Below are 21065 nucleotides of genomic sequence, written 5' to 3'. Positions count from 1 at the left end.
ACTAAGCAGAGTGTTAATGTTGGGCACATCACAAGCCGATAGAATCGCTTGTTTACAAAATAAAACTTTGTCTAGGTTAAAAGATGTCATGGCAAAAAGGCTTCAGTCTGAAGACCTAACATTTCTACGCCTCCTGATAGATAAAAGTATCAATATGGTGAAATTGTGGCAGTGATGAATGAGATGCGGAAGATTGACGGCGTGAAAATGGCGATCGCGACGAAGAAAAAATAATAAGCTGATCCAGCAAGGTGGTACTAGTCAAGAGCATTGATTTTCAGGGGTAGGGAGTAGGGAGTAGGGAGAGTCCTCATTCAGATTGCTCCCCACCTCCCCACTCCCCACCTTTCCATCAGATTTAACTTGGTGAACTGGTACCGTTCTCACTGCGGTAGTTATCCTGCTGCTTTGTCATTGAAGCGATGATCTATGACGCTTTGTCGTTTGACATTAGACCTGCTAAACCTTTATACAAACAGTTGTGTAAAAGCACTCAGGCTACAAGCCTGAACAGTCATAAAAACACCAAACTGATGAAATTTTGTTTTTTCGGCGTTGTACTGGTTTCCAGTGCAGCATGGGTCTGTGTATTAACCGAGTCAAGCCATGGTGTGGAAGTACCTGCACCCTCACAGCAGCAACCAACACTCTCTAATCTTCGAGAGTTTCAAGTGCCTCTGTCTGATGCTCGACTGCTTCAATCCGAGCCATCAGCGATCGTAGTAGAGCAAGATGCTGTAGAAATCGCAGAACAAGACTTGAATCCATCCTCAGCGCCGGAAGAAGAGGAAGAAGAAATTATCGGGGTTGAAAAGCTTCAGAAGCCATCCTCAACCCCGGTTTATACGATCGATGCCGATGAGATCCGGCGTGAGAGTGCTGATAGTCTCGCAGAGATTCTTCGCGGGTTGCCTGGATTTGCCATCAATGATGCTGGCTTTGGTGCAGATATTCACACTGGAACCTTTTATCGGGGCGCTTCGATCAATCAATCGGTGTTTTTGCTCAATGGTCGATCGATTGGCTCAAACGTCAATACCTATCACGGTGGGACTGATTTAAACTCAATTCCGACAGGCGCGATCGAGCGCGTTGAACTCTCTAGCGGAACGGCTGCAACACTCTACGGCTCTGAAGCGATCGGGGGCGTTGTCAACGTCGTGACGAAAAAAGGGAGTGGTCTTCCACAATTTAATGGTTTTGCTCAGGTGGGATCATTTAGTTCCTCGAACTACCGGGGCAGCTATTCTGGTTCGCTTGGAGCCGTGGATTATCTGTTTAGTTATCAACGATTTAAAGCAGACAATAATTACCGCGTCCCGGTTGGAGCCGCCAATCGAGGTTCAGACGGGCGATTGTTCAACGGCGATTCGACTCAAGATAATTACTATGGCAATCTGAGTTTTGATCTTAACGATCGTAATTCGCTAAGCCTAGATGTTTCAACAGTCACAAGTCGGCGCGGCTTGTTGTACTTCGGATTTCCACTACAGCGCGATCGCTTAGATCACGATACGGTGAACGTCGGCTTGACTTGGAAAGCAGCGCTAGGAAGTGGAGACGATTCAACGCTGAATACAACGCTATCGTTTAACCAAGACTATTTCAGCACTTACGGACCGACACAAGCAACATTCTTTCGTCGAGGGGTTCTGAATTCTCGCGGCTTGAATGCCAGAGTTGAACACAATTGGCAAACGAGCAAAACGAATACTCTGCGGTGGGGCGTTGATTTACAAAATTCGCTGCTCGATGGAGAAGCATTTAGTACGTTGCCTCGTTTGGCTCGATTTAATGGAGAGTTTGATCGCGATCGCTTTCAAGCGGCTTTGTTTGCGTTAAATACTTGGCAGATTACCAATACCTTTCAAGCAGAATTTGGTCTGCGGCAGAACTTTACCAGCGAATTTGGTAGCTATCTCAATCCCAGTGTGGGAGCGCGTTGGGCACTGTCGCCCAATCTTGCACTCAGAGGAAGTTGGGTGTCTGTGCATCGCAATCCTGGACTTGATCAACTCTACGCTTTTGATACGGTTCACAATTGGTTGCCAAATCCTGATCTCAATCCTGAAACTGGATCGTCTTGGACGGCTGGATTTGATCTGCAACTATCGAGAAGCTTTGCAGCACAGTTTACTTACTTTGGCAGTCGGTTAAACGATCGTATCTCTGTTCAATCAGGACAATGGGCAAATATTGGACTCGTCAATACGAACGGCATCGAAGCAGCACTACGTTGGCAGCTTGCGCCACAGTGGTCAACCTTTGTCAACTACACCTACACAGATGCCAAGATTGGCAGCGGTGCAGAACGAGGATTGCAATTGAGTACGATTCCGTTTTCAGTTGCCCGATTCGGCATTGGTTACGCCTCAAATGGGTGGGAGGTTAATCTATTTGCCAGCTACTTTAGTGGGGCACGACGCGCTTTATTTACGCTTGCAGGCGACAATCCCCGTGAGTTTTCACCGTCTTGGATCAGTTTTGATCTGGGTTTACGAATTCCGGTCACTCGTGGGCTAGGGTTGACTGTATTCCTTGAAAATCTTGCCGATCGTAGTTATGAAAAAGTCAATCGCATTTATCAACCCGGTTTGACTTATCGTTTCGGTCTTGTTTCAGATTTTTAGATTAACTGGTGGTGAATCTGCCATTGCTCGATCAAGAAAGTGCCGCTGTGGAGCTTCATCGTTTGCGGTGGAGCAGAAAGCCATTTTGAAGAGAAAGAGCGATCGCTAAATTCGACAAGTTGGCAGCACTTATACCAAATTGATCTTTAGGTGTCACAGATCTTCGTAGCCCCCTAAATCCCCCAGAGAGGGATTTGGGACAGGCTTCCAAATCTACTCAGCCGGGTTAGACTAGCACCAAGCGATCGAGTTCAACTCCGGATTTCAGGCGATTTTTACGACGACCCGCCTGGAAAACCGATCGCCGGAGAACGATATAACTTATCGATCGCTTCTGGCTCACTCAGTGCTAAGAGGGTGTTTGAAAAGTATAAAAAGTTTCTTCGCTTCGGTTGCCTCCCGCCCTGAAATGAATTTCGGGCTAATCGTGGAAAGTCTACTTCAGTAGACTAGGAGCTATTTTCAAGTTCTTAGTCCATTTCAATGGACTTGCCACGTCCCGCCCGAAATTCATTTCAGGGCGGGACGTGGCAACGAACGACAACTTTTCAAACATCCTCTAAGCGATGTGAATGTTAATCTTAAAAATTGTGACCTTCTTCAACATGACTCGAAAACCGATCGCAGAATAAAGTACTAGATTTTTCACAACTCCTACTGCAAAGGGCAGCGTATTCCCTTTGGTCGCTTCAGACGATGTGCTGTACGATTGCCGCCAATTTTAGCTAGGAATTGATATGAAAGTACTTCTGCTCTATCCTAAGTTTCCGAAAACGTTTTGGTCTTACGATCGCTTTATCCAGATGGCAGGACTGAAAGCTTTTATTCCACCGCTGGGAATTCTCACGGTTGCAGCACTATTGCCGTCCGAGTGGGAAGTGCGGTTTTGCGATCGTAATGTGAGACTCGAAACCGACGACGACTGGGACTGGTGTGATTTGGTGGTTTTGTCGGCGATGCTGGCACAAAGAACAGATTTTCATGCACTGATTCAAACAGCGGTTGACCGAGGGAAGAAAGTTGCGGTGGGGGGTCCTTATCCGACTTCGGTTCCAGAAGAAGTGATCGCTTCGGGCGCTCATTACTTAGTGTTAGATGAAGGAGAAATGACGGTTCCACAGTTTGTGGATGCCATGGCAACCGGCGCAGAACAAGGAGTCTTCCGCAGTCCAGAAAAGCCCGATGTCACGATTAGTCCGCTTCCTCGGTTTGATTTACTCGACCTAGAGGCGTATTTGATGATGTCGATTCAGTTTTCGCGTGGGTGTCCGTTTAACTGTGAATTCTGTGACATTATTACCCTCTACGGTCGCAAACCCCGAACAAAGGAACCGCAGCAAGCGATCGCAGAACTGCAAGTGCTTTATGATCTCGGTTGGCGCGGGTCGGTGTTTATTGTCGATGACAACTTTATTGGCAATCAGCGCAACGTCAAACGATTTCTGAAAGAACTGATTCCGTGGATGGAGTCTCATGACTATCCGTTTACCTTCGTTACTGAAGCTTCAGTGAATCTGGCTGATGATCCAGAACTCTTAGAATTGATGGTGCAAGCAGGCTTCTACGGCGTATTTCTGGGAATTGAAACACCGGATCAAGAGAGTTTGCAAACGACTCGCAAATATCAAAACACTCGCAGTCCGCTCGCCCAAGCTTGTCAGGCGATCACACAAGCAGGATTGTTGATTTATGCAGGGTTTATTTTGGGATTTGATGGAGAACGATCGGGAGCGGGCGATCGCATTCGAGCCTTTGTTGAAGAAACTCAGATTCCTCAACCGATGTTAGGCATTCTTCAGGCGCTTCCCAACACCGACTTATGGGAACGGTTGAAGCGCGAGAACCGCTTGCGACGCACCGAACAAGACCTTTTGGAAGTGGGCGATCAAAATACCTTGATGAATTTTCATCCGACGCGATCGCTCGATGAAATTGCTCAAGACTACATCACAACGCTGTGGACGCTGTATGAACCGGCGAACTATCTCAAGCGTTGTTTTCAGCACTGTCTAAACCTAACTCCGAATCCACGGCTGCGGCAGAATCTGCATTTCCCACTTCAGAAGGGGCTGCGATTGATGCTACAGGTGGTTTGGCTCCAGGGCATTCGTCGAAGTCAGATTCGCGCTCAGTTTTGGCAACAACTCTGGGAAATGATCATTCGCAGACCGCGATCGCTAAATCTCTATTTTGGATTGTGTGCAGCCGGAGAGCATTTTGCTGAGTATCGCTGTTTAGCAAGAGAGCGAATCGCGCAGCAAATCGGGCATGACCCACTTCATCAACTCAACCAACCCGTTGCAGTCGTTTAGCGTAGTCTTTGAATGGTGGGACTGCCTGGAAGATTTAGTAGGTACGACGAAAGTTAATCAGACCTGTCTTATTTCGTTTAACACGAGTTAAGACGATCTCCAGATGTTTCTCCTCAGTTCAATCTCTAAGATAGGCATAGTTCAGCACCACAACGATTACCAGAACAAGGAGATTCTTATGCCCGTCGCTACTATTTTGACAATTCTTGCGAATTCTCATCAAACGATCGACACAATCAACAACACTTGTACCGCGAAAGGTTTACCGCCAGCGCTCAAATTCGGAGCAGACATCACTGACATTGAAGGAAATCAGGATTATCGATTTGAAGGATTTGGGCTGATCGCAGGGTTGCCCCCGAAGCTTGCATTCTGGGTTCATTATAAACCGGACAGCTCTGATCATGTTGCACTCGGTAGGTTCACGATGCCTATCAGTATTGGCAAGCTTTCTGAAATTCAATCCCTGGTTGGGCAAGTGTAATTTAACGTAAATTCTTAAGTTACTCAGAGTGGACTTACAATCTGCTCTGATTTATTGTAAGCATTTAGCAGAAAGCTCTCCGAATTCTATTTCAGAGCGAACATGAACAAAGCGAAAAGGTTTAAAGCACGCCCTGGCAGAGCGGATTGATTGTTCCACTCTGCTCGATCGAAGTGTGCAAAGTTCTGTCACCTGTCGTCAATTCTTGCAAAAATCACGATCGCGAATTCAAATCTTGAGTGAGATAGTTCTGAATCAGTTCGCCTGAATGTCAAGTAGAACAGATAATGCTTGCGGAAGCAGTTTCCAGTTAGTAGCATCGGTAGCAACTTCTTGCCTTACCCGAAACGCGTAAGGTTGATCAAAATCGTTACACAATGCGACCACATCCGCGACAGTAGCATACCAAAGCAGTGGTGTATCAGTACGTCCCTCTGCTAGGAAGTGAGACGATCGTTCTAAAAAGGTAGCAATATCGTTTTCTAAAAACGACTCCTTAAGCAGAAACCAATCATAAGCTCGTGGATGTCCGTGATGATGTTTCTGTAATTGTGCGGGAATGTAATGCCTGACAACTGCTAGTAACTCTCTAGCGAACTGATGAGGTTTTCCTGCCAGAATCACAGCGATTTCACTCGCGATTTGTGCAAAGGTTGCTGCTACAAGTTCTTCGGGCTGAGAGATGACAGACTCAAAACCCCAGACTCCTGGAAATGGCAAACCCTTTAATGTCCCTTCCAGGTAAGCCAGCAGTTGAGCAGCAAGCTCGATCGCACGATCATAGCGCATTCGTCTTGCCTCAGTCCGCACAAGATTGTGCAGAAGTTGAATGCGGTGGATATGCATCATTTCGTATCCGTACTCTTTTTCTAAGACGACATCGATCGCTAAAGCAGCCAATGTGCGAGTGTAAACTTGGTCAAAGTCACCCTTGCGATAATCGAGGTAAGCTTCAGCCTGTTCAAGAAAAGATTGATGTAGCAAACTGCCTTCTGGTGACAGCAAATTAGCTTCGATCGAGGTGCGTATTTCTGCAAAAAGCTGCTCCGCTCTCACAAACTCTCCACAGCGGATCGCCATTACAGCAGTTTCACGAACGCTGGCTGCTTGCTGGATAATCGCATAGTCTTCCTGCGATAAACGGCACATCATCCGCAGGTATAACCCGTGAGTGAAGAAGTCTCCATACTGCTTTAATACAAACTGAATCGGTTTAGTGCGACCAAGCCGATAACTTTTTAGAGCAGTTTCAAGGAGATCATTGTCATTCAAATTGCGATTGGGCAATGATGTCTTTAGCATTGCGGCTCCTAGACCATTGTAGAAGTGGCAATGGATAAGCTATATAGCTTATCCATTGCTTTTGATTACTGTGCAAGATCTGACTTGTTTGGACCTGGCACCCCATCAGGTGTGTAAATCGGTCGTTTCGCTTCAACCCGCCCGATGATTGTCAGTGTCGTTGTTCCAAACAGCACGATAAGCTGAGAGATGCTTGCTCCATCAACCTTTTTGTTGTCAACCATCTCACCGACCTTGGGCGCGATCGCAACAACCAGTGTTAGCATTGCGCCCCAAAACGTTCTACTAGCGAAGATGCTTTTCGGTGCGGGTTTGTTTGTCGAAAGCGATTCTTGAGTTGTCGTCATTGTGATCTCCTGTATGAAGTGAATGATTCCATCGCGTCACGATTTCTTGGCATCAAACTTTCCAGTATCTACCCATTCGGACTTCAGCACTGTCCACCAATCATTCGATAAGGGTCTTAAGACATACTCATAAGGAAGCCAACCATAGCCTTTATCGCCCCATTCAAGCCCCCATGAGTTTCTAATGAGAATGGCTCCGGTTGTTTCTGTTCCTGTCGGATCAGTATTTTTAATTTTGATGGTGTCGTCGTATCCCACGGCTGCCATTGTGTGACCGCCCCACATCGGATCAGACTGCACAGGAACCGGAATCATCCCCGTTTTCGTCGCTTGCTGCATGCTGCTATGATGCAAAATTGCACCAAACATTAAAGGACGACCCGCTGCTAAATTTGCTTTAATCTGTTGCAAAACCACGTCTCTAGTTCTGCCTTTAATGTCAATTCGGTAATACTCTAGAGCTTGGTAATTACTCGCAAAGGCATAGCAAAAAGCAGGAGGCTCCTCGTCTAGTTTTGCTTCTTCATAAGCCCAGTATTCTTCTGCGATCGACCCAAACAGTGCTAAAGCTTTGATCGTGGTTCTAGGATTTGCTCCTTTGTCTCCTGTCCAGCGAAGCAAGTTTCTGGTCACTTTATAGAGAAACAACCGAGATAAATCCAAGTGCTTCCCGGATGCTTGACGCTCAAAATACTCTACTAATGCGATCGCTGCGTGGGCAGTACAAGAATTGATGTTACCTTGGTTCTCGATCGGGGAACACCATTCTCGCAAATCTACTGATGTGGGTAGATCACTCAAAATTTCAATGTAATTCGTTCTGTCTCGCTCATCATCAGGGTCTGGAACCCATCCCGCCCCGTTTTGCTGTGTTAGCTGTAGATTTTGCAGTTCATTCATAGTTTTCACCTCAATTAGAGTAACGATTTGCTCGAAACTAAGCCCGATAAAGTAGCTTCTCGATCGGGATATTTTGAACTCGCAGACGATTTTGATGTAAGTCTCCGTAGACATTGAGGTATTCAATTTCGTCCAAGGTCAGTTTTCCTTGTCTCACACCTGCGATCGCGGCATCAATCTCTTCTTTGTTCCTTAATCCGGTCAAGCAAACATCGACACAGTTTTGGCTCAAAGAATAACGATACAAATCTGGGGCTTGAGGTCGCCAGCAGTCACTTGGTAAACCCTCTGGTTGCTGCCAGAGATTTCCAGTCCGACAGCTTGTCGATTTAAAGGTGACAATTCCAGAACGCTCAGTATCCGCAGAACTGAGTTGGTTAAAAATTTGGGTTTGGGCAAACCGATGCCCTGCATTGTGCCGCACCATCACAACATCGAGCAGCGGACTATTTAACCATTGCTGCGCTAAATGGATATCGTGAAAAGAAGCACCAATATAACGGACTGCTCCCATCTTTTTTAATCGCTCTGATGTCCCCATGAATTGTTCGATCGCATTCTGATAAAAAGAATCTGGGCGCTTTAACTCATTGGAGATCTGTAAGCAATCTTGTAGCGCTTTGCTATCATTAGTACCGATCCAACCCCAAAACAAGATATCGATGTAATCAATTCCCAGTTCGATAAATTGATCCAGCAAAACCGCGATCGCTGCCTCTGGATTTTTGATATAAGTGACGGTTGCTAATACCACTTGCTCACGCACTGAAGAGCCACGCCCACACATCTGACGCAATGCACCAGACATAGAACTATACATGAAGTGGTGTAGATCACTGGAATAGAAGAAATAGTTGATTCCCTGCTCGAAAGCATAAAGGGTATCGTCGCTCGAAATGCCACACCCACCACCCAAACCGAGACAGCTAACGGTGAGATCGGTTCGTCCAAGTTTGCGGTAAAACGGTAAATCGGTTGTCGGTAATTTGTTGACGGTTGGTAATGATACGTTCATCGCACTAGCCGTGTGTAAAGGTGTTTTGACAAGCAGAGTAAGATTACTGCCACAGCAATACCGAAGGAAGCTGTTCTGGATGTGCTAATCTCAGCAATTCATACCCAATTCCAGCAGATCCTTGAAAGAAACCAGGATTATAAATTCCTCTGAAAAGCTTGGGAAATAGCTGAAAAGAACCTGTATTGATCGCTCTAGTTACAATCCACGCTGCTTGCTTTTGAGCAATTTCTGCAAGTTCTGGTTGCTTGAGTTGAATCGCTCCAACTAGCAGCGTTTCAATCCGCCCAAAGTTGCCGCAACAGAGATGATCAATGTCTTGGATTCCGAGCTTCTGTGTTGTTTGCAGCGCGATCGCGATTTCTTGCCGAATCTCATCCGTCTCTAAAATTGCCAAGCTCCCTAAACGAGCTAAACCAATACCAGGAGCACCATTACACCAACTCGTCGCAAATTCTGAGGTTTCCCTAAAGGCGCTTTGTTCATCAGCGATCGCTTCAGTAGCAGCGGCTAAAAACTCGGCATTTTGAGTCACTTCATACAATCGCAGCAAACTGTAGGCAATGCCCGCCGCACCGTGAGAAAAGCCCGTCAAAACTTCCCCATTCAAGGTTTTCCATGCTTTCAGACCTCTATCACTCACGGTACGGTGATTCAATAAATGATAGCCACAGAGGACTGCCTGTTCTAGAACTGCTGGATTGAATGTTGCTTGATGCAGCGCTAACAATCCTAAAATAGTCCCCGCTGTCCCAGAGATCACGTCAAACTTGCGATCGTTCGCGATCAGTTCTGGTATGATGACAGAGGCAATAGATTGAGCTTCATTCAAAAGCATCGGTTCTGCTAAAAACTGACTGCTCCGCACCAACGTATAGAGAATTGAGCCGAAACCCTTTCCTCCACCTACACCAATTTTTCTCAGAATAGCCTGCTTGTGCAACGGATTCGAGATTTGCAGAAGGTTGAATAAAGGTTGCAGTGCACCTAAAGCTAAACGATGAAATTTTCCATTTCCGGTCACTTTTTCTAATGCAGATAGAAACAGAGCAACTCCAAACGTTCCATCATAAAGGTCATAGCCCATTGGCATTTGTTGTAGCCGTTCAGCTTCGGGTAGATAGCTCATTCCGATCCACGTCACGCTACCGTCAGGCGCACAGATTGCACGAGTTTGTAACTCTAGAGCGATCGCTTCTGCTTGCTGGATCAATGTTTTTTTAGCGATCGGTTCAATGGCATCAAGGTTCAGTATAGGCTTCTCAGAGAGCGGAGATGCAAAATTGCCTGCAAAATTTGTGTACAACGAACTGCGAATAAAACCAATCTGCTGTGCTAAATCAGTTTCATTCAGTTGACGGAATCGAGTCACAATGTGGTCATAGCTTGACTCCACAAAATAATGCTTGACTGACTGATCAGCGCTAATCGTTAAATCATAGCGATCGGGATGAGTGCTAAAAAATGGAATATCGAGATGAGTTAGCGCTTGTTGCTCTGCTGCGACAATCTTCCAGCTATTTGGTTTTTTCTCATATTTGAGGAGTGATTTACTAAGAACATCTAATGCGATACTCCGTTCAGCACCATCTCTAAGAAATTTGGGCTGTAGTGTTTCTGCAAGCAGCGAAGTATAAACTTGAGTCGCACGAAAAATAGAACGGACTCGTTGATGTGCTAACACGATCAATGAACTATTCGCAGCTAAAAGAGTGTCTTGGTGGGCGATCAGGAACTGATACATCTGGCGAAATCCTTCCACCAGTTCTTCTGCATAATCGCTCAGTGATACTCGTACGCCGTTTAGAATCACGACATTGGAGCACGATCGCGTTTTAACATCTTCTCGATGCAATACCATACCATCTGTGTTGATATTTCGCCATACCAGCCTGTGAAAATTGGTCGGTTGATCCCCAAATCCACCTAAACCACTCATATCATAAGCAACTCCGTCTCGTCCCAATTCCCAACTTGGCAGAAGGCTAGTGCTTAGTACCGAGTAAGTAAACTGATCAAAAGCCATAGATACAGCGTTCGCGGTAATCTCTGAGCTTTCTTCCTGCCGAGCGACCGCAGACATCAGCATTTCTAAATCGATCGGGACGGGATGCTCTCCACAAGCAATAATATTCTCTTGATGAAAGTCTGTACCTGAGAGTGAATACAGCAAGCACAACAGCATTCCTGCTCGTTGGTAATACCGCGCCACGGCTGCTTGATCAGGACAAGGACAATGTTCGACGTATTCAACCCAACCATAACCCGAACAATTGATTAACTGAAGGACTTTCAATGGCTGAGGAATTCCATTTTCATTCAACCAAGACACTAGCTGAAAATAAGCTTCCTCTAAACCTAAGTCTTTGGGCTTATAAATTAGCTTTAATCCAGAAGCAAAGGTCAGTTTGATTACCGATCGCCCATTGTGATGAGCATCAGAAAGACCAGGCTGAATGCTTACGACTTGTCCGAGTTCTGCGCCGCCTTGAAAAGTAACCTGAATATTTGACCAGTCTGAAGCTAATCGTTGCAGGAATTCGCTGAAGTGATTGACCCAAAAATCGGTGAGTGTCGCGACCAGTCGAGCTAATACAGCGTATTCTTGAAAAAAATTGAGCAGTTCGCCTGCCAACATTTTCCGAATAAATTTATCGTATTGCTCGGTGGAATGGCTACCCTCTAGTTGCCCAATTTGACGAATTAAGCAAGGTTGTTCATAGAGCCGAAACACCAGAAAATCATCTCCCATTGCTTGGGAACAGAGCAACGTCAACGACTGAAGCAGCGATCGCTCTAAAGTGGCATGAGATTCGGCTGAAAGTAGGAAATAGTTAAAACCTGATCGAGCCATTAATGTTTGCCGAGCAAAGTCAATGAATGGCAAAGACAGTTCCTCAAACGGAAGCGGTTGTTTGGCATCTAAAGGATACTTTTCCTCTAAGAGATTTTTGTCTAAAGCAAGCACAGAATCTAAATCAATAGATTCCAAAACTGCTCTTAAGGTTTCTGCCCAAGCTGGTAGATTTTGCGGGTTAGCTAGATGAACAGAACCTAGTGCCTGACGAATCTTGCTTAAATCCAAATCATCCCAAGTGAGCCGCTTTTCAAATTGTGCTGGGTTTCCTTGAGCTACAGTTTGACACCAATGGTCTATCCGCGAATCAATGGTGCTGTTGTCGATTTGCATTGAGTTGGGTAAAAACTCAGTTCCCAATCGTTCGGGGATTGTACTGGCTTGTTCTACAATTTTGATCAGATCTTCTTGGGTGATTTGCATATTTCCTCAACTCACTGTTGCATCAACGACGGTTAGGCTGAATCAGTGCTAAAGTTCGAGCAATCTAAGGTCTGTATCTTGGAGAGTGTTTGAAAAGTCTTCGTTCGTTGCAACGTCCCGCCCTGAAATGAATTTCGGGCTGATCGGCGCAAGTCCATTGAAATGAACTAAGAACCTGAAACTGCCTCTTAGTCTACTTCAGTAGACTTTCCACCATTAGCCCGAAATTCATTTCAGGGCGGGAGGCAATCGAAGCGAAGAGACTTTTTATACTTTTCAAACACCCTCTTAGATGGCTGAAGAAAGCGGCTTGCTCTTAGCATCAGCACCCTCTAGTGCGGTGTTGAATTTAACGGCATAATCTGCAATTAATTTAGCTCGATCAAGTCCGTTAATGATTCTCCTAGCGTTGTAAAAATCAACTTTCTGCCCTTTGTCAGGATCACCAATGTAATGCTTCAACGCATGTCCTGTGAAAGAACCCATGAACATACCATAGAACAGAATGACTGCGGCGAATTTGGGATTGTTCACGGCATCAGGATCAACGGTGAAATCTGGGCAGTTTGGATAAAACTGACGAACGATGGGAGTCATGGTTGTATAGTTTCTACGCCCGGTAAGCTGTACATATCCACGTCCATGAAACTTAGCACCGTCGCCTGGTTGATTGTTGCCCAACTCATCCCAACCTTCGTACCGCTCAGTAAAATACTCCACGCTACCAACTTCATCGATCGGCTGCATCGTGAAAGCAGTTTCATGGTAGACCGTTGCCAGCATATAAGCTAACCAACCGAGACTGCGAATATCCCAATTGATTTTGAATTCTCCGGTTGGAGCGATCGGTGGCGCTTCCCAAAAATTTAGAATTGCTTCCATCCCCTCGACTTGTGACTGACGCAGTCTGCCACCAAATAAATTATTCCGCACACGATCGTAAAACTTCTCTCTATCCATAAACAACTCCAGGTTAGTAATGGGGTTTGAACTGCGATCGCAGTCCTGATTCAGCCAAGGTGAACGGCACTCTCAAGATCAGCGATCGCGGTTTACAGTTGAGCAATTTCCGTCTTCAGTTAGGGTGAGCTAAATGAAGCAGGTTGAGCGGTGGTGGAATCGAGCGTGTAAGAGCAGGTTGAGCAAGGCTATGCTCGTTTTGCAGTGATTTCAGCAAAATCTGCCCCTACACAGAACCCTGTTTTATAAACCAGCTTGGATATTGATGCCACTGGTAAAGGTTGCCGACCCAAGAATACAGGGTACCTGGAGATTACCGCCGATCGAGACTGTACCGCTTGCCACTGCTTCCAACTGCTCTTCTGTCATTCCTTCGGTCGAAGGAACATAGGGTAAAACAATGTATGCGGTGTCAGCAGTCTCTTGAAGTACCTGCACTTTAAAGCCAGGTTGCGCCTTTTGCCCCAGCAGCTTTTCAACTTCTGCCTTTGCAGCATCAGGATTGTTGAGCAGTTGTTGCTTGAATGAATCGTCTTTCAAAGCATGAGCGACGATTTGAGTTTCGACATCTTTGCGGGAGTCAATGTTAGTAGGCATGAGTTTCTCCTTATGGAATGTGTGTTGGATTGAAGTTCAGTCTTTGCTGTTCTTCATGTCTTTATCCTAGAGATTCATCGGGAAAGAAACATCTGAAGAACGTCTCGACTTGAACTGAACGAAGTAGAATACTCTGTGTTTACTTTCGTCTAGAGAACGATGGACATTGCATAGATAGCAAGCTGCGATCGATTACGAAGAGACAGACGGTTCAACAATTGCGTCACATAGGTTTTGATCGTTCCTTCTGAAAGATTTAGCTCAAACGCAATTTCGCGGTTTGTACAACCTTGACCAATCAGGCGCAAGATATCCTGTTGCCTGGATGTGAGCATGACTTCCTCTATTCCTAGTTGATCCCTAACATTGGTGAAAGCTGAGACATAAGCAAGCAGCTTTTCCATCAATCCTGGAGCCATCTGACTATAGCCACAATGAACAAGACGAATTGCCTTTGCAAGTTCTAGAGCAGGCATATTTTTCAGCAAATATCCTTTTGCACCTGCTTGCATTGCTTGAAGAATATCAGCATCTCGCTCGTAGGTACTCAGTGCTAAAACTTTTGTCGATGGCAACTGATTGAGGATGGATCGAATCGCAGTCCAGCCATCTAAGCTATCCATTAACACAACATCGGGACGCAAAACCTGAAGTTGTACGATCGCGCTTTCTGCATGATCCAGACTACCTACAATTTGCAAGTCAGTCTCTATCTCTAACATTGCTTGCAGTCCGGTACGCATGAGACTCTGCGGATCAATTAATAGAACCCGAATGGTCGAACTTCTAATCTTGGTAGTAGGATGCAGTTCTGAGGTAATCATGGGGTTAATGGAAAAGAGCATTTTAGTCACCCCTTTACCTTGAGCGATCGACTTAATTTTTCAAATCCATAAATCTCATCTAAAACCTCATATGCTTTTCAGGGTTAAAGTTCATGCTGGTGTTTTTTGTAACAATGAGTACTGATGTTGAAGAGGCAAAATGTTGCTTGAACAGAACCAGTATCTAAGTTGGTTAATTGTAGCATTTAGAACGTATCTTGAAAAAATGGGCTACTCCTGATTGAATAGATGAAAGCAATTTCAATACTATGTTGTTCTAATCTCTGGGCTGGATTGTGATTTAAAGCTTCTCGCTTCGTTCACGTCCGCCCCGGAATAGAATTCGGGGCTAATCGTGCGAAGTCCTTTGAAAAGGACTGAAGAGACTCGAATTGGCTTTTAGTCCCCAGAGCGCGGACTTCGTTCTGTTAGCCCCGAATTCCATTCCGGGGCGGGTGGACAACGCAGTCAGAAGATTCTAAAACACGCTCCAGAGTATCGATCGCTGAAGTCCAATTACAGGAGGTGCACGGTGGAACAACGAAAGCGAGTGCCTGCAACAAAAGTACGGCTACCAAAAATTTGGTATCTGGCAACTCTTGCATTGCTACCATTCCTCTGTGTCATCGCTTGGAGCTTTTTCTCAGATGCTCAAGGAATTGCTCAGATCGCACCCAATCACTCTAGTCCTGCGCTCATCTCCCAAACCCCAAACACTTCGACAGCACTGGTTCGTGCCCAAACACTAAACACCCAAGGTGCAAATCAACTGGCAGCCGGACAAGCTGAAGCCGCGATCGACACCTGGAAGCAAGCCGAAGCAGCATACGAACAAGCAGGGGACAAACTGGGCACACTCGGAAGTCAGCTAAACCAAGTGCAAGCCCTGCAATCTCTAGGTCAATATCGACGCGCTAGAACAATCTTAGAGCAAATCAATGCCCAACTGCAAGGGTTGCCAGATTCCGCTCTGAAAGCTGATGGACTCAGAAGCTTGGGGATCACCCGGTTTCGAGTGGGTGATCTCAAAGAAGCTCAAACCGTTTTGCAGTCAAGTTTACTAATTTCTCAGCGCCTGAACATGAATGCGGGTCGGAGTCATACGCTATTAGCCTTGGGAAATGTTACTAGGGCACTCAAGCAACGAGAGCAAAAAGACAGTAGAAAAAATGCGACGAATGAAGCGATCGCTTTCTATCAACAAGCCGCTACTCTAGCCCCAGATGCTCTAACGCGATCGCAAGCCAAGCTAAATCAGTTGAGCCTGATAGCCGAAACAAATTCAACCTCCGCTCAAGCTTCTTTGTTGGCAGAAATACGATCGCTGATCAAGAATTTACCTCTAAATCGTGCAGCAATCTACGCTCAAGTGAATCTAGCAGAAAGCTTGACGAAAATGAGCAACCAGGATCAAAGAGAAATTGCACAACTGCTTGTCAATGCCACCCAACAAGCGCGAAAACTTCAAGATTCGAGAGCAGAAGCTTACGCGTTAGGGCAATTAGGTCATCTCTACGAAACACGGCAGCAGTGGTCAGAGGCTCAGAAGGTCACGAAACAAGCGCTCCAAATTGCTCAAACAATTCAAGCGAATGATATTACAGTCTCTTGGCAGTGGCAGTTAGGACGAGTGCTGAAGCAGCAAGGACAGATCCCCGATGCGATCGCGGCTTACAATCAAGCAGTCGATACGCTCTCGATCCTACGGGGCGATTTGGTTGCGATGAACCCGGAGGTGCAGTTTTCATTTCGGGAGCAAGTCGAGCCAGTTTACCGCCAATTGGTGCAATTGCTATTACAGGACAATCCGAACCAACCCACGCTACAACGAGCCAGAGAAGTCATTGAAGCCCTCCAACTCGCAGAACTCAACAATTTCTTTCGAGAAGCTTGTGTCGATGTTAGACCTGAACAGATCGATCAAGTCGATCGAAATGCAGCCGTTATTTACTCAATTCTGCTACCCGATCGATTAGCCGTGATTGTGTCGTTACCAGGTCAACTGCTGCGGTACTATACGCCCTCTGTCCCTTCAGATGTTAGTACGATCGAGAAATCCTTTGATGATCTTTTTGCCAACCTCAACCCATTCATTGCAACCTCAGATCCACTCCGCCCAAATCAGAAACTCTACGATTTGCTCATTCGTCCCGCTGCAAAAGATCTCGCCCAGAGTCAAGTCAAAACTCTGGTGTTTGTTCTAGATGGTGTTCTGCGAGGAGTTCCGATCGCAGCTTTACATGATGGTCAACAGTACCTAATTGAACAATACAGCATTGCGCTATCTCCTGGATTGCAACTGTTACCTCCTCGCTGGCAACGTCGCTCTCCAGCCGAATCAGTCCCCTCAGACCAGTTGCAAACCCTAGCAGGTGGAGTATCCGAAGCTCGTCAAGGATTTTCACCGCTTCCGGGTGTGGTGAAAGAAATGGAGCAAATTTCTACATTAGTTCCGACAAACGTTTTACTAAACCAAGCCTTTACGCGCACCCAGTTTGAAGGCAAAGTCGAGTCGGTTCCTTTTCCGATCGTACATCTTGCCACACACGGACAGTTCTCCTCTGAGGCGGAAAATACTTTCTTGTTGACTTGGGACGGGCGGATTAATGTAAAAGAGTTTGACCAACTTCTAGAAGGTCGCAATCGCCGCGATCGTAGACCGATCGAGCTATTAATTCTAAGTGCCTGTCAGACTGCGGCGGGAGATAAACGAGCGGCTTTAGGACTCGCGGGAGTGGCAGTACGATCTGGGGCACGAAGTACGATCGCAACCCTTTGGTCAGTTCAAGATAATTCGACTGCTTTACTAATGACTCAACTCTATGAATCACTCCGCAAACCAGGAATGACAAGAGCGGAAGCATTACGTCAAGCACAATTGACATTATTGCGATCGCCCGATTATCAACAACCTTTCTATTGGGCACCGTTCGTATTGGTCGGCAACTGGCAATAAGCAACTACAAAATTGGGGATGTACTATGATTCGGTTTTGGATGCTCGTATTAGGGCTAATGGCTGGATTAAGCGATCGCGCTTTCGCTCAAGTTGTACCGGATTTGACCTTGCCTGTGGGAGAGCAATCGCAAGTGTCCGGCACTGCTGATACTCAAATCGATGGTGGCGCAATTCGAGGCAGCAACTTATTTCATAGCTTTCAACAGTTCTCGATTCCCACGGGCGGCAGCGCTTCGTTTAACAATACTCCGACGATCACTAACATCATTACTCGTGTGACTGGAAGTGATGCCTCTAACATTGATGGAGTGATTCGGGCAAATGGCACTGCCAATCTATTTTTAATCAATCCGAACGGAATCGTATTTGGTGCAAATGCTCAATTAGAACTTGGGGGATCATTTCTCGCGAGTACCGCCGACCGCTTAGTGTTTGACAATGGATTCGGGTTTAGTGCCAGCGATCCCCAAGCTCCGCCGTTACTGACGATTAGTGCGCCGATTGGGTTGCAGTATGGGAATAGATCGGGAAACGTACGATCGCAAGGAGCAATCTTACAAGTGCCGAATGGTCAAACCTTAAATCTGACAGGTGGCAATATCGCGATCGAGGGAGGACAGTTACTTGCACCTGGAGGACGGGTGGAATTGGCAGGGGTGGCAGCAACGGGTGAGGTGGGACTGAGGCAGCAGGGGCAGGAATGGCGGTTGAACATACCGGATGGATTAGCGAGGGGGGATGTCTCGATCGACAATGATGCGATCGTCAATGTTCGTTCTGGCGGCGGTGGCAGCATTGCGATTACCGCTCGTAACTTCACGGGTACTGGAGCCAGCACACTGGTAGGAGCAGGCATCGCAGCAGGGTTAGGGACTGTGGAGGCTCAAGCAGGAAACATTGACATTAACGCCACAGAAGCCATTAATCTCGACGAAATGATAATTGCCAATCAAGTTGTAGCAGGCGGCACAGGCAATGCTGGAAATATCAACATTATCACAGGCACCCTTTCTCTCACCAACGGGACGCAAGTGAGCGCTAGCACGTTTGGACGAGGCAATGCCGGAAATGTCACGATTACGGCAAGCGATGCCGTGTCCTTCGATGGGGAGGACAGCAATGGATTTAGCGGCGGTGCTTTTAGCTCGGTGCAATCTGGAGGCATCGGTCAGGGCGGCAACGTCACCATCACCACAGGTACACTTTCTTTCACCAACGGAGCGGCAGTGGTTACTAACACATCTGGACAAGGCAATGCCGGAAATATCACGATTACGGCAAGCGATGCTATGTCCTTTAACGGGGTGGACAGCAATGGATTTGGCAGCGGTGCTTTTAGCTCGGTGGCATTTCGAGGCATTGGTCAGGGAGGAAACGTCACCATCACCACAGGTACGCTCTCTGTTGCCAACGGGGCGGCAGTGGTTGCTGCCGCGGGTGGACAAGGTAATGCCGGAAATATCACGATTATGGCGAGAAATGCTGTGTCCTTCGATGGCGTGAGCAGCAATGGATTTAGCAGCGGTGCTGGTAGCCAGGTACGATCTAGAGGCATTGGTCAGGGAGGAAACGTCAGCATCACCACCGGGACGCTCTCTGTTACCAACGGGGCGGCAGTGAGCGCTAGCACGTTTGGACGGGGAGATGCCGGAAATGTCACGATTACGGCGAGAGATGCCGTGTCCTTCGATGGGGTGGGCACTAATGGATCTAGCAGCGCTGCTAGTAGCCAGGTGGTATCTGGAGCGATCGGTCAGGGAGGAACGATCGCAATTAATACCGAGCGATTTTCCATCACGAATGGAGCGCAGTTATCCACCTCCTCTGAAGGTCAGGGGGCAGCAGGCGACTTAGAGGTAACGACTCGACAGCTTCGCCTCGACACCCAGGGATCGATTGAGGCACAAACGGCATCAGGACAGGGAGGTAACATTACCCTGCAAGTGCCCGACCTGCTGCTGTTGCGACGCGGTAGTTTCATCTCGACCACGGCGGGAACGGATCAAGCTGGTGGAGATGGTGGCAATATTACTTTAAACAGCAATTTAATTGTCGCTGTGCCTGAAGAAAACAGTAATATCACAGCCAATGCCTTCACGGGTCGTGGCGGCAACATTCGCATCACCACACAAGGACTCTTCGGCATTGAACCGCGATCGAGTACCACGACCGGATTGAGCAGCATTACCGCCAGTTCGCAATTTGGCATCAGTGGCACGATCGTGCTGAACAGACCAGATGTTGATCCAAGCCAAGGACTGGTGCAGTTACCCACAGAGCTACAGGATACGAGCGGATTAATTGCAGCGGTCTGTCCTGCGGATGAAGGCAATTCGTTTGCGATTACAGGTCGCGGAGGATTGCCCGAAGACCCGCGCCAACCGTTGATGGGCGAGAGTGTTTGGTTAGACGATCGAGCACCAAGACAAGTTCGATCGACAATCCCTGATCCGACTCCTCAGATCGTAGAAGCACAGGGATGGATTCGCGATCGAGATGGAACGATTGCCCTTGTCGCCAATCATCCCAGTGGAATTCCTCAGCCTTCCGTCTCTTGTCGGTAAAGATTTTTCTGCGATCGCTGATTGGCTGAATTTTTGACGAGTAGCACGATTGCAGTAATTGGAGCGAGGCAAACTCCCAAGAAAGACCAGAACCATGCGTAATTCTGAATATTGCAGATGAGAACCCTTAACGAACTGAAATCTCATGTTCTGCCCCTCTAAGCTGTAAAATGAGCTTACTAATCGTTGCTGAGGTGCAATCATGGCGACATCACTCGACATAAACGATGCTTTGCTTCAAGAGGCACTCGCCCTTGACGAGCAGACAACTCCTGATGCTGTAGTCGAAACCGCGTTGCGCGAATATATTCAACGTCGTAAGCGTCTCAAAGTGCTAGACCTCTTTGGCACGATTGACTATGATCCAGACTACGACTACAAGCAACACCGTCGGCAAGCATGAGCCTCATTGTCGATACTGCCGTCTGGTCGTTGGCTTTGCGTCGGAGAACACTCGCTGACACTTCCCCTGTTGTGACTCAACTGCAAGATTTGATCGCAGATGACCGAGTGAGCCTATTGGGCGCAATTCGCCAAGAGATCCTTTCTGGAGTTCGGAGTTCAGAACAATTTACAAGGCTGCGAGACTACCTTCGTGCTTTCCCAGACTTAGAACTGGTCACTGAAGATTACGAACTCGCTGCAGAGTTCTTTAACATCTGCCGTGGTAATGGCATTCAGGGGTCAAATACTGATTTTCTGATATGTGCTGTTGCTCATCGTCGCAATTACAGTATCCTGACAACAGACAACGATTTTCAGAACTTTCAATCACACATTCCGGTTTCTCTAGCGATCATTGAAAGCTAAACCAGGCTGATCGATAAGCAATCAGCGATCGTTGTTTCAAAATAAGTTATCTTGCGATCGTGGAAGCACAGGGATGGATTCG

Annotated in this window: 15 protein-coding genes; 7 read left to right on the top strand and 8 right to left on the bottom strand. The window is 46.9% G+C overall.

What is annotated here, in order from left to right; genetic code table 11:
* Positions 1-533: 533 nt before the first annotated feature.
* The 3 genes from NIES2104_RS06045 (at position 534) to NIES2104_RS06035 (ending at position 5426) form a co-directional block, all read left to right on the top strand.
* Positions 534-2630, top strand: coding sequence for a TonB-dependent siderophore receptor (locus NIES2104_RS06045; RefSeq protein ID WP_072218033.1), 2097 nt, complete (start codon positions 534-536; stop codon positions 2628-2630).
* A 737-nt stretch (positions 2631-3367) separates the two neighbouring features.
* On the top strand, positions 3368-4942 hold the full coding sequence (locus NIES2104_RS06040; RefSeq protein WP_058996709.1) for a B12-binding domain-containing radical SAM protein: 1575 nt from the start codon (positions 3368-3370) through the stop codon (positions 4940-4942).
* 178 nt (positions 4943-5120) lie between these two features.
* The gene (locus NIES2104_RS06035) at positions 5121-5426 is read left to right on the top strand and encodes a hypothetical protein (protein ID WP_058996707.1); all 306 of its coding nucleotides are present in this window, start codon (positions 5121-5123) and stop codon (positions 5424-5426) included.
* Positions 5427-5681: 255 nt separating this feature from the next.
* On the opposite strand, the gene NIES2104_RS06030 is transcribed toward NIES2104_RS06035, so the two are convergent.
* The 8 genes from NIES2104_RS06030 to NIES2104_RS05995 all read right to left on the bottom strand — a co-directional run bounded on the left by NIES2104_RS06030 (position 5682) and on the right by NIES2104_RS05995 (position 14672).
* Positions 5682-6728 carry a hypothetical protein gene (locus NIES2104_RS06030; protein WP_058996705.1) on the bottom strand — a complete coding sequence of 349 codons (1047 nt, stop codon included), beginning with the start codon at positions 6726-6728 and terminating at the stop codon, positions 5682-5684.
* A gap of 65 nt (positions 6729-6793) precedes the next feature.
* On the bottom strand, positions 6794-7075 hold the full coding sequence (locus NIES2104_RS06025) for a hypothetical protein (protein ID WP_058996702.1): 282 nt from the start codon (positions 7073-7075) through the stop codon (positions 6794-6796).
* A 36-nt stretch (positions 7076-7111) separates the two neighbouring features.
* Entirely contained in the window at positions 7112-7975 is an 864-nt protein-coding gene (locus NIES2104_RS06020; RefSeq protein ID WP_058996700.1) for a C1 family peptidase, read from the bottom strand.
* Between the two features lie 37 nt (positions 7976-8012).
* Positions 8013-8990, bottom strand: a complete 978-nt coding sequence (locus tag NIES2104_RS06015) for an aldo/keto reductase (protein ID WP_058996698.1) — start codon at positions 8988-8990, stop codon at positions 8013-8015.
* Positions 8991-9033: 43 nt separating this feature from the next.
* Positions 9034-12270: a type 2 lanthipeptide synthetase LanM family protein gene (locus NIES2104_RS06010; RefSeq protein ID WP_058996696.1), complete on the bottom strand. Its 3237-nt coding sequence runs from the start codon at positions 12268-12270 to the stop codon at positions 9034-9036.
* Between the two features lie 288 nt (positions 12271-12558).
* Positions 12559-13230, bottom strand: coding sequence for a hypothetical protein (locus NIES2104_RS06005; protein WP_058996694.1), 672 nt, complete (start codon positions 13228-13230; stop codon positions 12559-12561).
* 243 nt (positions 13231-13473) lie between these two features.
* Entirely contained in the window at positions 13474-13827 is a 354-nt protein-coding gene (locus NIES2104_RS06000; RefSeq protein WP_058996692.1) for an NHLP leader peptide family RiPP precursor, read from the bottom strand.
* A 149-nt stretch (positions 13828-13976) separates the two neighbouring features.
* Positions 13977-14672 (bottom strand): response regulator transcription factor, encoded by a 696-nt coding sequence (locus NIES2104_RS05995; protein ID WP_263970914.1) that lies wholly within the window; start codon positions 14670-14672, stop codon positions 13977-13979.
* A gap of 511 nt (positions 14673-15183) precedes the next feature.
* On the opposite strand from NIES2104_RS05995, the gene NIES2104_RS05990 reads away from it, so the two are divergent.
* From NIES2104_RS05990 to NIES2104_RS05975, 4 genes are all read left to right on the top strand, one after another.
* The gene (locus NIES2104_RS05990; RefSeq protein WP_058996690.1) at positions 15184-17607 is read left to right on the top strand and encodes a CHAT domain-containing protein; all 2424 of its coding nucleotides are present in this window, start codon (positions 15184-15186) and stop codon (positions 17605-17607) included.
* Positions 17608-17632: 25 nt separating this feature from the next.
* A complete protein-coding gene (locus NIES2104_RS05985; RefSeq protein ID WP_058996688.1) occupies positions 17633-20173 on the top strand; it encodes a filamentous hemagglutinin N-terminal domain-containing protein in 2541 nt (846 codons plus the stop codon).
* A 202-nt stretch (positions 20174-20375) separates the two neighbouring features.
* Positions 20376-20576, top strand: a complete 201-nt coding sequence (locus NIES2104_RS05980; protein WP_058996687.1) for a type II toxin-antitoxin system VapB family antitoxin — start codon at positions 20376-20378, stop codon at positions 20574-20576.
* Entirely contained in the window at positions 20573-20983 is a 411-nt protein-coding gene (locus NIES2104_RS05975; protein ID WP_058996685.1) for a PIN domain-containing protein, read from the top strand. Before NIES2104_RS05980 ends, NIES2104_RS05975 begins: the two co-directional genes overlap by 4 nt.
* Positions 20984-21065: the final 82 nt, after the last annotated feature.

The sequence above is a fragment of the Leptolyngbya sp. NIES-2104 genome, from assembly GCF_001485215.1.
Classification (GTDB): domain Bacteria; phylum Cyanobacteriota; class Cyanobacteriia; order Leptolyngbyales; family Leptolyngbyaceae; genus Leptolyngbya.
Note: the sequence above shows the minus strand (reverse complement) of the source record. Positions and strands in the feature narration are given on the sequence as shown.